Genomic DNA, 12,925 nt, shown 5'->3' on the forward strand with positions numbered 1-12,925 from the left:
ATCATGCTGTAATATACATGAAGGATATTGTGAAGTCTTATAAAATGGGAAAGAATACGTTGACTGTATTAAATGAAATTTCTTTGGAAGTTGACAGAGGAGAATTTGTGGCGATACTTGGACCTTCAGGTTCAGGCAAATCTACCTTGATGAATATCATCGGATGTATTGATGTGGCTGATTCAGGGGAATATGCGTTGGCGGGGAAGGACATCAAAGCTAGAAATGAAGATGAATTGGCGGACATTCGCAATCGGGAGATCGGGTTTATTTTTCAGAAATTTAATCTCCTTCCTAAATATACTGCTTTGCATAATGTGGCTTTTCCCTTGCTTTTGAGAGGAACAACGAAGGAGGCTGCCTACGACAAAGCAACGAAGCTTTTGGAAAGAGTGGGTCTAGGGGAACGGCTTCATCATAAACCAATGGAATTATCAGGAGGGCAGCAGCAAAGAGTCTCGATTGCCAGAGCACTGGCTGGGGATCCGAATATTCTGCTCGCAGATGAACCTACAGGAAACCTTGACTCTAAATCTGGGAAAGAAATTATGGAAATGTTTTTAGAGCTTAATGGAGAAGGGAACACCATTGTATTAATTACCCATGACATTGAAATTGCAAAACAAGCAAAACGAATTATTCAGGTGAGAGATGGCAGGGTGTTCGAGTCGGTTTAGGCAGACTGTAAGCCCTTGAGCATGTACAACAGTTTTTTAACGGCTGGGACAAATAGAAGCCAGTTGAAGGGGAGAAAACAGATGAGAGAAGCAAAAATCCTTGTGGTGGATGATGAAGAAAAAATGAGAAATGTCATCAAGGTATTTCTGACCAAGGAAGGATATGAAATCGAAGAGGCCCATAATGGAAAAGATGCATTGGATAAATTGTATTTTAATGAATATGATTTAATACTTTTGGATGTCATGATGCCAGAGATCGATGGCTGGACTGTGTGCCGAAAGGTCCGTGAAGACTTTTCGGTACCGATTATTTTGATGACCGCCCGTGGAGAAGAATATGATAAGCTCTTTGGTTTTGAGCTAGGCGCCGATGATTATATTACCAAGCCCTTTAGCTTGAAAGAAATGCTGGCTAGGGTAAAGGCTGTCATGAGAAGGAGCAAAGAATCCAATGAAAGAAATCATAAATCTTTAAAGCTTGGAGCCTTGGAAATTAAAACCCTATCAAAGCAGGTTTTTGTTGATAAGGATGAAATCGCCCTCACACCAAAGGAATATGAGCTCTTATTCTTCTTAGGAAAAAATCCAGAGATTGTCTACTCCCGAGAACAATTGCTCAATCGGGTGTGGGGATATGACTTCATAGGGGATGCTAGAACAGTGGATACCCATATTAAGCAGTTAAGGGAGAAACTGGGAAACCATAAGAGATATATCCAAACGGTTTGGGGAACAGGCTATAAGTTTATGATAGGAGAAGAAAATGAAAGGGATACATAGTAAGCTATGGCTTGCGATTACATCTTTGGTTATCACAATTTTGATTATTATTTGGTTATTTCAAGTGGGATTGCTGAATAAATTCTATATTCATGAACGAAAAAGTGTTTTATCCAATGAAGCACAGAAGCTGAATGCCATTTTATTAGAAGCCGATCAAGAAAACATGATTTCCGAGAAGGTCATTGAAGAGGTTGAAGCATTTACATCTTCTGTAAATGCACGGGTAATTATTCTTGACCAAAGTGGAGAAGCACGGTTTTTCAACATTTTAGATAGATACTTCATTAAGGCTGGAGAGTTTGATCGAGCACAAAGTAGAACCTTAGGCCCCCTATTAGGGGATAAGGAAATCAGGTCGAAGCTAGCTCAAAATCAACCCTTTACAGTGGTGAGGAAAAAACCTCAAAGTCATGATGCTTCCATCTATGTAGGGGTGCCCGTGATTCGTGAAAACAAGAAAATCGGAGATATTATTATCTCTTCTCCCTTGGCTCCTATTGAAGAAACCATATCTATTCTCAAGAAACAATTGACCTATGTTTCTATTTTTTCCTTAGGGATTGGGACATTACTGGCATTGTACCTGGCAAGAATTTTCACAAAACCTATTTTGAATATTATCGAAGCATCTAAGGAAATTGCTAAAGGAAATTTTACTGCTAAAGTAAGTCACCGGTCAGATGATGAAATAGGCGTGCTCGGAGAAACCATCAATGACATGGCCCAGCAATTAGATCGTATCGAACAGCTTCGAAAGGAATTTATTGCCAACATATCCCATGAACTAAAGACGCCGATCAGTTTGATCAAAGCCTATGCGGAACTGGTGAAAGAAGTAGAGAATATCAGTACAGATGATAAAAATCAGTACTTGGAGGTAATTACAGAGGAATCTGACCGACTGAATGGTATGATTGAGGATATATTGTATTTATCAAAAATCCAGGCGGGATTCTCCAACTTAACCTATGACCAAATTTTTCTAAAGGATCTCATTCATGGAGTAATCGAGAAGCTATCGTACTTTGCACAGCATAAGAATATTGAAATCACAGTGGAAACCCATAAAGAGAATATCTCTGTTTATGCTGATAAGGATAAAATGTATCAGGTTTTTTATAACATCATCAATAATGCTATTCAACATTCCTATGAGAATACGAAAATATGGGTAAAAACCCTGGAAACGGATCATGGGCTTAAGGTAGAAGTCATTGACAACGGAAAAGGAATTGCAGAGGAAGACTTGCCCTATATTTGGGATCGTTTTTATAAAGTAGATAAGTCAGGAAAAAGAAATGATAGCGGCACAGGGCTAGGTATGGCCATCGTGAAGAACATTTTAGAAGCCCATCATATGAAGTATGGGGTAGAGAGTCAACTCCACAAGGGAACGAAAGTCTGGATGGAGATGAGATTAGAAGATAAAAATCAATAATTGTTGTCACAAAGATAGATATAAAAATCACTCATGAGTCTAACTCATGAGTGATTTTTATATCAAAAACTACTTTTTGCTTTTTCTCTTAAAGTTTTTAATCGTTCTAAAGCGGCAATGAGGGTCTCATTATTTTTTGCAAAATGAAATCTAATAAAATGGTGAACATCTTCTCGGAAAAAGCTGGATCCAGGAACTGCTGCCACCCCTACTTCCCTTGCCATCCACTCACAGAATTCAATATCGCTTTTATCTGTAAATTCTGAGATGTCAACCATGACATAATAACCACCCTGTGGTATTGTGTAGGTCAATCCTGCATCGTCTAATCCCTTTAGAAATAGATCTCTCTTTTCTTGATACTTATGCTGTAACGTGTCATAATAAGCATCAGGTAAATTTAATCCTGCTAAAGCTGCCCTTTGAAGGGGCGCTGCAGCGCCAACGGTAAGGAAATCATGGATTTTCCTTGCTTCCTGAATGATAAAAGCTGGTGCAATGATATAGCCCAACCGCCATCCTGTAATAGAATATGTTTTAGACAAAGAGCCGCAAGAAATGGTTCTTTCAAACATTTCAGGTATCGACGCAAAATATTCATGCTTGTAAGGAGAAAATACAATATGCTCATATACCTCATCGGTGATGACGTAGGTATCATGTTTCTTCGCAAGATCTGCGATAAATTGAAGTTCCTCTAAAGTAAATACTTTACCTGTCGGGTTGGCAGGATTACACAGAATAATAGCCTTAGGATTTTGTTCAAAAGCCTGAACGAGCGCTTCCTTATCAAAATTGAAATTTGGGGGTGTGAGGCTTACATAAATGGGTTCAGCACCAGAGAGAATGGTATCGGCTACATAGTTTTCATAAAAAGGTGAAAAGACAATCACCTTGTCATTAGGGTTACATATGGTCATCATTGCCACCATCATGGCTTCTGTACTGCCACAGGTAACTACAATCTCAGTATCTGGGTTGATGGAAACACCCATGAATTTAGACTGTTTTGCTGCCAGCGCATCACGAAATAGTTTAGATCCCCATGTTACTTCATACTGATGAGGTCCTTCATTTGCGGCTTCGATGAGGGCGTTTTTTAATTCATCCGGTGGGTCGAAGTCAGGGAATCCCTGAGATAAATTGATGGCTCCACAATCGTTGGCAATTCTAGTCATACGACGAATAATTGACTCCGTAAAATGAGGTAAATAATTGCTTAAAGGTTTCACGTTGGTCTCCTCCTATACATTCATAAAATTTTGTTTTAGGTTTTCATATGAGTGGATTTCGCTTACACAGAAGAATTATTAACCAAAATAAAAAAGCCCCTTTCACAGAGAAAGAGGCATCATGACGATATGCGCTTCTCTCATCTGCCAATATATATACATATATCGCAGGAATTGGCACCGCTGCTTTATAAAAAAGCCGGTTGCCGGGTTTCATAGGGCCAGTCCCTCCACCTCTCTGGATAAGAGCTTATTATTCAGTTATATCAATAAGAATAAATATACGATATTTTCGATAAAAAGTCAATGAAAATAATATAGTGTTTTGGAAAGGATGAATACGCTGTGTTAAAGAGAACAAACTTTACGGGAAAAAATTCCGATACAGGAACGGTGATGAACATGCTACAATAGGAAAAAGCAAGATATTCATGAAAGAAAGGATTCATATGAAAATGCAAATAAAAGAAGAGAATAGAGAAACATATGGAAAAATAGTAAGACTAGTGCTCATAGCTCTGCTTATTACAGGTACTATTTTAACGCTCTTGCTTGGCAGTTATAAGTATTATAGAGACGTTGTGATAAAATCAGAACAAAAAGATATTTTGAATCTGGTAACAACTGTTTCATCGCAGTTGGAGGTGTACTTTAAAGAAACGGATCAGTATTTGTTAGAAATTTTAAGAGAACCTGAGTTTCAGGAAGAATTCGCTTTGGTGGCAAAAGGGGAAATGGATAATATAAAGCTGATGGAGCTAATTCATAGAACTCGGGGTGACGAGTATATGTCCTTGGAATTGATCGATGAAAAGGGAGACATATTGAAGGCTTATACAAACAATCCTCAATATGTATACCGATCAGGTCAAGATATAGAACAGGCAGTGAAAACAAGAGCAGATGTCTATTATGTCGATGCAAAAAGTGATAGAAGTATAAATATTATCCATCCTGTAAAATCCAATGGGAAGATGATAGGATTTGTTAGATTAAAGGTTGATGCAGAATATATTTATGAAATATATTTAGCCGATTATAAATCTAATCAAAAAGGATATATTTCCGTTAAAGATGCAAATGGTATATTGTTGCTTCATCCTTCCAAGGAGGATTTAGGTCAAAATGTGGTGGAAGCAAGAAAAAATCAATATCCAAACTATGATTGGAGCGAATTAGAAAAGGTTGTAGAAAAGCAGAAAAATAGAGAGGCTGGCATAGAGATCTATCATTCCATTTGGCCGGGGGAACATTTAAGGGTTCAGAAAATCAGCGCATTCACACCGTGTACGATTGGAGATACATTCTTGATTATCAATCTTTCCTTAGACTATGAGGAAACGATAACCAACCTGGAAGGAATCCGCAATGTTACCATACTGATATCCATCCTTTTGGTGGTGGCTTTCATAATCATGATTGGTTACATCTACGCTGTGGAAATAAAGAAGAATAAACTTACGATGGAGGCTAGATATCTTAATGAATTGAATGAGAAAAATGCCCTTTTGATGCATCAGTCAAGATTTGCTGCCATGGGAGAAATGTTAGCCACCATTGCCCATCAATTAAAGCAGCCATTGAATGCATTGAAAATTTCTTTGTACAATATAGAAGATTATCATGTTCTTCAAGAAAGTGATGAGATATATCTAAAAAAACTTTTGGCATCCAATCATAAATTTATTGATAAAATGGCGAGTACGATTGATGATTTCAAGTTTTTTTTCAAGCCTCAGGATCATAACACAGCATTTAACCTTTATGAGGCTATCCTGTTTGCCATTGAATTGAATGTAGCAAGAATAAATTATCTCGAGATTGAAGTGGATGTTACTGGAGATAAAGATCTTCAAATCAAAGGAGAAAGCAATGTATTTTCTCAGGTAGTATTAAACTTGATCAACAATTCCATAGATGTGCTAAAAGACAAGGAGAAAGACAGAAAAATCGAAATTAGTATTGAAGAAAAAGAAGAGGAAATCAGTATTATTGTTACCGATAATGGTGGAGGAGTAAAGGGAGAAATGTTGGAGAAAATGTTTGAGCCCTATGCCACAACCAAAGGTGATCAGGGGACAGGATTAGGGCTGTACATTTCGAAAAACATATTAAGAGAAAAATTCCGTGGAGATTTATGGCTCGAAAATATAAATGATGGTGTAAAAGTGCAAATTATTTTGCCAAAAGGAGGTCAATATGGGCATCGAAAGTAACCTGCTAAAAAGTTTAAAAGTGCTTTATGTAGAGGATGAAGAAGAAGTATTAGAGCAGATGCAATTTTTCCTAAAAAAGAGAGTGGGAAGGCTTATTACAGCGCAAAATGGAAAAGAAGGGATAGCGTCGTTTAAAGAAAATTTTCCAGATATGGTGATTTCAGATTTAAAAATGCCTGTTATGGATGGAATTTCTATGGCGAGAGAACTCAGAAAGGTTAGTGACGTACCCATTATCATCACAACAGCCTTTTCTGATCAAGATATGATTTTAAAGGCAGTGGATGTAGGCATAGAAAAATATATTATTAAGCCATTAGACGCGAAAGAGCTTTTGGAGGCGATGGAAAAAATTTCCGTAAAAATTCTTCGAAACAAAGGTGAACTTTTGGCTGTGAGAAACATGGCCCTCACAAAGGAGGATAAGCTTAGGATTGAAGAGGGGATTAAAAACGCAATGGCTAAATTGATTAAGGAAAAAACAGGAAAAGGGCCTCAAAATGTAAAAGCTTTTATTCATGCAAGAACCTTAGAAATTGAAATCGTAGAGGTCTTGACCAAAATGGAAAAGACGCTTCTAGAGAAAGAGAAAAATACATCTATGGTAAAGTATGGAAGAGAGGTTTTTTACAAAGATCATGAAGAAGGGATGAAGCGCATTGTGAAAGAGTTTGTGCCTTGGGACATACAACTGGCCTCCATCGATATGGATTTTCTAAACGACAAAAATCGACTTAAATTTATGATTGTTTAAAAAAATACTTTACAAGAAAACAATTCTAGTGTATATTCTTAATGTAGTTAAGTTTGAAAAGGTTTTCATTGAAAAGTTTTTCAAAATAACTGTGGGATATCTAATTGAATAGCATTCAAGCTGTTGAATTTATTTGGGAAAGTCTATGGATTTAGCTTAAAAAGCAAACGTAAAAACATTAAAAAAATCAAAGGAGGAAGAATATGGAAGTTATTCAGAAAACAAAGATTGAAAAAGCAGAAAACACAGCTGCAGCAACAAAAAAAGTATTTAAGGTATATGGAATTCCTTTACCGTTGTTCTTGTTGACAGCGGTTGTAACAATTGCAGCATCCTTTTTCGATGTCCTTCCAGGATCTATAGTAGGGGCATTGGCAATCTGTTTTGCATTGGGAATCATATTTGGTGAAATTGGAGATCGAATTCCTATTTGGAATGAATATGTAGGTGGAGGTGCAATTCTTACATTTCTAGCGGTAGCTTATTTGGTATATTCAGGTGTCATGCCAGAGAAAACAGTCGAAACGATTACTGTATTTATGGACGACACAAACTTTTTAGCATTGTTCATTTCGGTTTTAATCACAGGGAGTATTTTGGCAGTAAATAGAAAGCTCTTATTAAAGGCATTGGTTGGATATGTACCAGCAATCCTGGCTGGAATTGCTGGAGCAATGGCCTTTGGAGCATTGGCAGGATTATTGACTGGAATACCAATTCCAAAGATTTTGGCGATGTATGTGCTTCCGATTATGGGAGGCGGAACTGGTGCAGGGGCTATTCCGATGAGTGAAATTTACGCCAATGTAACTGGAAATGATCCGAAACAATTTTTATCTTTCGCATTCCCGATTTTAACGATTGCTAATATTATTTGTATTGTTGTAGCTGCATTGTTACACAAATTGGGTGAAAGAATACCTGCATTATCAGGAAATGGTGAACTGGTTAGAGGAAAAGGACTAGATGCTTCTGAAGAAGCACCCAATGTAAAAGTAACATTAAAAGAAGTTGGGGCAGGATTATTACTTTCAACATTTTTCTATGTACTAGGTACATTGATGAGCAAAAAGGTTCTACCAACCATAGGTGGGGTGCAGGTTCATGCCTTTGCATACATGGTTGTATTTGTAGCAATTTTTAATGCGTTGAATTTAATACCTGAAGAATTAAAACAAGGAACAAAAAAGCTTCAAGGCTTCTTCTCAGGGCAATTTTTGTTGGTAATCATGGTAGGTGTAGGTGTAGCGTATACAGACTTAGGGGAGATCATCCAAGCATTAAACCTGCAAAATATTTTTATTGCAAGTCTTATTGTTGTAGGCGCTACCCTAGGCTCAGGATTATTTGGATATTTGATTGGTTTCTTTCCAATTGAAGCTTCTATCACCGCTGGGCTATGTATGGCAAACAGAGGCGGCTCTGGCGACTTAGAGGTGTTGAGTGCTTCAAAGAGAATGAATCTGCTTTCTTTCGCACAAATATCCTCTAGATTAGGTGGAGGAATCATGTTGGTTGTAGCAAGTATTGTATTTGGAATGGTGTTTTAAATTAAAGGAGGTATGATGTCATGGTAGGGATTGCAGGACATGAAAATGCTCAGGACTGTCTTGTAAAAGTGACCTTGAAAGATGAAGGTGGACTAAACATTAAGATCAGCAGCAAGCTGAAAAAATTGTTTGAACGATATATGATGGAAGCAGTAATGACGGCAGCCCGTGAGCTGAATGTTGAAAATGCAGATATAGAAGTTTTAGATTTGGGAAGCCTGGACTTTGTCATCAAAGCAAGGGTGAAGACGGCGATAAAAAGAGCAAAGGGGGCAGCATACGGTGAAAAAGCTTAGACGAACAATGCTATTTTGTCCTGCCAGTGAGCCAAAGATGTTCTTTAATACACCGATCTATAATCCCGACTGTATTATATTTGATCTAGAAGATGCAGTTGCTTATTCTGAAAAGGACAGCGCGAGGGATTTACTTTGTGAAGCGATTCAATCCATTGATTATAAGGATATAGAGATCTTTGTAAGAGTGAACCCTCTCTATACTGAATTCGGAGAGATCGATGTCAAAGAGGTTGTGAAAGCTGGTGTTAGAAATATCAGATTGCCAATGTGTGAAACACCAGAGGATGTGAAAAGATTATCGCTTCTGTTGGATGAGGTTGAAAAAGAAAACCAGATAGAATTAGGATCTGTAAAGATCCAGTGTGCAATTGAAACACCGAAGGGTGTATTGAATGCATTGGCAATTGCAACGGCAAGTCCAAGAGTTGTAGCAATCTCCTTCGGTGCAGAGGATTTCACAAGAACCCTAGGGGTAGACAGAACAAAGACGGCGAAGGAGCTTACCCATGCAAGAGCTTATATTGTCCTTGCAGCCAGCGTAGCCAATGTAGATGCCATTGACACAGTATGGGCGGATATATCAGATATTGAAGGATTTAAGGAAGAGACAAGGGATGCGAAGATCTTAGGATTTTCAGGAAAATCCTGCATTCATCCATCTCAAGTAAAAGAAGTGCATAGGATATTTACGCCCACAGAAAATGAAATAGAGAAATCGTTGAGAATTATTCAAGCTGCAAAAGAAGCAGAGGAAAAAGGTCTTGGTGTCATTACGGTAGATGGAAAAATGGTAGATAAGCCAGTGATACAAAAGGCTGAACGAATTATTGATTTAGCCAAGGCGGCAAGAGTTTTAAAGTAGAGGAGGGTTGGAAATGGAATTTGTAGAAAATAAAGTAGGGAGAATGGTCCCAACCTATATAGAGGGCATCGGAGCTTTAAAGCCTTTCAATGGAATATTTGATACAGATATCGAGGGTAGAAAACATAGCTCATTATTAAGCAAGGCGACACCTTCGGATCAGAAACTTCTAAATTCTATAGGAGAAGCCATAGAAAAAACAGGACTTAGAGATGGAATGACGATTTCATTTCATCACCACCTACGCAACGGGGATCATGTTTTGATGATGGTAGTAGAGGAAATTGCTAGAATGGGCATTAAGGATATTACCATTTGTGCTTCATCTTTAACCAATGCCCATGAGGGGCTTGTGGCCCATATAAAAAGCGGTGTGGTAACGGGTCTTCATACCAGTGGTTTGAGAGGAAATATTGCGAAGGAAATCACCACCAACTGCATACTGCCTAAACCTGTTATTTTCAGGACTCACGGGGGAAGGGCAAGGGCCATTGAATCTGGAGATGTAAAGATCGATGTTGCATTTATTGCAGCTTCTTGCTGTGATGACATGGGAAATATGAATGGAAAATTAGGTAAATCAGCGTTTGGTGCCATGGGATACCCGATGGTAGATGCACAATATGCGGATAAAGTGGTAGCCATCACAGATAATTTGGTACCTTATCCCGCATATCCCATCAGTATTCCACAAACATTGGTGGACTATGTGGTTGTTGTAGAAGAAATCGGAGATCCAGCGCTGATCAGTGCTGGCGCTACAAGGGTGACGAATAATCCAGTGGAGCTGCTCATTGCTGAGTATGCAAGCGATGTGTTAATCCAATCTGGACTTGTGAAAGAAGGATTTTCTTTCCAAGCAGGAAGTGGTGGCGCCTCCCTTGCTGTGGCGAAGTATCTCAGAGATTACATGAAGGCCAATAATATTGTTGGCGGGTTTGCTTCGGGTGGAGCTACCTCCTATCTAGTAGAACTACTGGAAGAAGGGTTATTCAGAACCCTTCTAGATACTCAAACCTTTGATGCCAAAGCGGCAACTTCTTTTATAAAAAATGAAAACCATATTGAAATGTCAGCATCCATGTATGCAAACCCTCACAATAAGGGATGCGTTGCCAATAAGTTGGATATCATGATCTTATCGGCCACAGAGGTGGATGTAAACTATAACGTAAATGTAATGACGGCTTCTACTGGGGTCATTATGGGCGCTCAAGGGGGGCATCCCGATACCGCAGCAGGTGCAAAACTAACAGTGGTCGTAGCGCCCCTTATGAGGAAGAGAATTCCAATCGTCGTAGATGAGGTAACGACAATTGTGACACCAGGAGAAACGGTAGATGTAGTCGTAACCGAAAGAGGTATCGCAGTGAATCCTAAAAATACGGAACTTCTTGCAAAGCTAAAAGCTATGAATCTCCCCGTAATGACGATTGAAGAATTACGGGATTTAGCAGAAAGTTTTACGGGAAAGCCTGAAAAAGTAGAATTTGGTGATAAAATTGTAGGAATCATCGAATATAGAGATGGAACTGTAATGGATGTTATTCGAAACGTAATAAAATAAGAGATTTATTGATTTGAATAAAAATAGCAGATGGATCATATCGAAATCTGCTATTTTTATTCATTAAGAGATTTTATAAAACAAGATTGGTCACTTTAAAAGAAAGTTATATGAAGGTATAAAGAAGGAGGCATAATATGGGAAAGGTGAAAATCACAGAAACTGTCTTGAGAGATGCACACCAGTCTCTCATTGCAACGAGGATGAAAACGGAAGAAATGGTTCCTATACTGGAAACATTGAATCAAGTAGGATACCATTCGCTAGAAGTATGGGGAGGTGCAACGTTTGATGCCTGCCTGAGATTCCTTGATGAGGATCCATGGGAAAGGTTGAGACTGGTTCGAAAGTCCGTGAAGGATACGAAGCTACAGATGCTGCTTAGAGGACAAAATCTTTTAGGATATAAGCATTATGCTGACGACGTGGTTTCTGAATTTGTGAAAAAAGCTATTGCAAATGGCATTGATATCATTCGAATTTTTGATGCATTGAATGATGTGAGAAACTTAGAAGTAGCCCTAAAAACAACAAAAAAAGAGGGCGGTCATGCCCAGGCAGCCATTTCCTATACCATTAGTCCCGTCCATAATACAGCGTATTACTTACAGATAGCCAGTCAAATGGAAAGTATGGGAGCAGATTCTATTTGTATTAAAGATATGTCTGGCATTTTAACGCCCTACAATGCCTTTGATCTTGTTTCTAAGCTGAAGAAGACAAGCAAAGTGCCTATTCAGCTGCATACTCACTACACCAGTGGAGTGGCTTCGATGACCTATTTGAAAGCCATCGAAGCGGGTGTAGATGTAGTGGACTGTGCCATATCTCCCATGGCTTTAGGGACTTCTCAACCACCAACAGAGCCCCTTGTTGCAACGCTCCAGGGAACGGATTATGATACTGGGTTAAATCTAGAGGTCTTAAATAAGGTGGCAGAACATTTTAGACCTGTTCGTGATCAATATATGGAAAAAGGGTTATTGGACCCTAAAGTTTTAGGTGTAGATGTAAATGCCCTGGTTTATCAAGTGCCTGGCGGTATGCTATCCAATCTAGTCTCTCAGCTTAAGATGCAAAATGCAGTTCATAAATATGAAGAGGTGCTGAAGGAAGTGCCGAGAGTACGAGAGGATCTAGGTTATCCTCCATTGGTAACACCTTTAAGTCAGATGGTAGGAACTCAGGCTGTATTTAATGTGATTTTAGGAGAAAGATATAAGATGGTACCGAAAGAAATCAAAGCCTATGTAAAGGGTGAATATGGTAAACCGGCGGTTGAGATTTCGGAAGAGATTCGTAAAAAAATCATTGGCAGTGAGGAAGTCATCACCTGCAGACCGGCGGACTTAATACCACCACAATTAGATGGCATCCGCAATGAAATGAAGGAATATCTGGAACAGGAGGAGGATGTCCTATCCTACGCCTTATTCCCTACGGTGGCAGTGGAATACTTCAAGCATCGTCAAGCCAAAAAATATAAGATCGACAGTAGATATGTAGACAAGGAGCAAAAAACCTATCCAGTGTAATCGGTTAAT

11 protein-coding genes and 1 riboswitch are annotated in these 12,925 nt (G+C 38.7%); of the genes, 10 read left to right on the top strand and 1 reads right to left on the bottom strand.

The window, feature by feature from the left end:
• The first annotated feature begins 17 nt into the window (after nt 1-17).
• From HNQ80_RS06430 to HNQ80_RS06440, 3 genes are all read left to right on the top strand, one after another.
• The gene (locus HNQ80_RS06430) at nt 18-677 is read left to right on the top strand and encodes an ABC transporter ATP-binding protein (protein ID WP_279288963.1); all 660 of its coding nucleotides are present in this window, start codon (nt 18-20) and stop codon (nt 675-677) included.
• 81 nt (nt 678-758) lie between these two features.
• A complete protein-coding gene (locus HNQ80_RS06435; RefSeq protein ID WP_184309338.1) occupies nt 759-1,460 on the top strand; it encodes a response regulator transcription factor in 702 nt (233 codons plus the stop codon).
• Nucleotides 1,444-2,901, top strand: coding sequence for a HAMP domain-containing sensor histidine kinase (locus HNQ80_RS06440; RefSeq protein ID WP_184309340.1), 1,458 nt, complete (start codon nt 1,444-1,446; stop codon nt 2,899-2,901). The genes HNQ80_RS06435 and HNQ80_RS06440 overlap by 17 nt, the downstream gene beginning before the upstream one ends.
• A gap of 62 nt (nt 2,902-2,963) precedes the next feature.
• Here HNQ80_RS06440 and HNQ80_RS06445 read toward each other — a convergent pair whose 3' ends face one another.
• Complete coding sequence (locus HNQ80_RS06445; RefSeq protein WP_184309342.1) at nt 2,964-4,133, bottom strand: pyridoxal phosphate-dependent aminotransferase; 1,170 nt, start codon at nt 4,131-4,133, stop codon at nt 2,964-2,966.
• A 137-nt stretch (nt 4,134-4,270) separates the two neighbouring features.
• Nucleotides 4,271-4,382, bottom strand: a riboswitch (SAM riboswitch).
• Between the two features lie 182 nt (nt 4,383-4,564).
• Between HNQ80_RS06445 and HNQ80_RS06450 the strand changes: the two genes are divergently transcribed.
• The 7 genes from HNQ80_RS06450 to HNQ80_RS06480 all read left to right on the top strand — a co-directional run bounded on the left by HNQ80_RS06450 (nt 4,565) and on the right by HNQ80_RS06480 (nt 12,916).
• Nucleotides 4,565-6,349, top strand: a complete 1,785-nt coding sequence (locus HNQ80_RS06450) for a sensor histidine kinase (protein ID WP_207726886.1) — start codon at nt 4,565-4,567, stop codon at nt 6,347-6,349.
• Nucleotides 6,333-7,103 (top strand): Na-translocating system protein MpsC family protein, encoded by a 771-nt coding sequence (locus tag HNQ80_RS06455; RefSeq protein WP_184309346.1) that lies wholly within the window; start codon nt 6,333-6,335, stop codon nt 7,101-7,103. Before HNQ80_RS06450 ends, HNQ80_RS06455 begins: the two co-directional genes overlap by 17 nt.
• Nucleotides 7,104-7,306: 203 nt before the next feature.
• On the top strand, nt 7,307-8,653 hold the full coding sequence (gene citS, locus HNQ80_RS06460) for a citrate/sodium symporter CitS (RefSeq protein WP_184309348.1): 1,347 nt from the start codon (nt 7,307-7,309) through the stop codon (nt 8,651-8,653).
• A 20-nt stretch (nt 8,654-8,673) separates the two neighbouring features.
• Nucleotides 8,674-8,949, top strand: a complete 276-nt coding sequence (locus HNQ80_RS06465; RefSeq protein ID WP_184309350.1) for a citrate lyase subunit gamma — start codon at nt 8,674-8,676, stop codon at nt 8,947-8,949.
• Nucleotides 8,936-9,814: an HpcH/HpaI aldolase/citrate lyase family protein gene (locus HNQ80_RS06470; RefSeq protein WP_330602773.1), complete on the top strand. Its 879-nt coding sequence runs from the start codon at nt 8,936-8,938 to the stop codon at nt 9,812-9,814. Before HNQ80_RS06465 ends, HNQ80_RS06470 begins: the two co-directional genes overlap by 14 nt.
• Before the next feature lie 13 nt (nt 9,815-9,827).
• Nucleotides 9,828-11,381: a citrate lyase subunit alpha gene (gene citF / locus HNQ80_RS06475; RefSeq protein ID WP_184309352.1), complete on the top strand. Its 1,554-nt coding sequence runs from the start codon at nt 9,828-9,830 to the stop codon at nt 11,379-11,381.
• A gap of 137 nt (nt 11,382-11,518) precedes the next feature.
• A complete protein-coding gene (locus tag HNQ80_RS06480; protein WP_184309354.1) occupies nt 11,519-12,916 on the top strand; it encodes an oxaloacetate decarboxylase subunit alpha in 1,398 nt (465 codons plus the stop codon).
• The last annotated feature ends 9 nt before the right edge of the window (nt 12,917-12,925 follow it).

Source organism: Anaerosolibacter carboniphilus (assembly GCF_014205875.1).
In the GTDB taxonomy this organism is placed as follows: domain Bacteria; phylum Bacillota; class Clostridia; order Peptostreptococcales; family Thermotaleaceae; genus Anaerosolibacter; species Anaerosolibacter carboniphilus.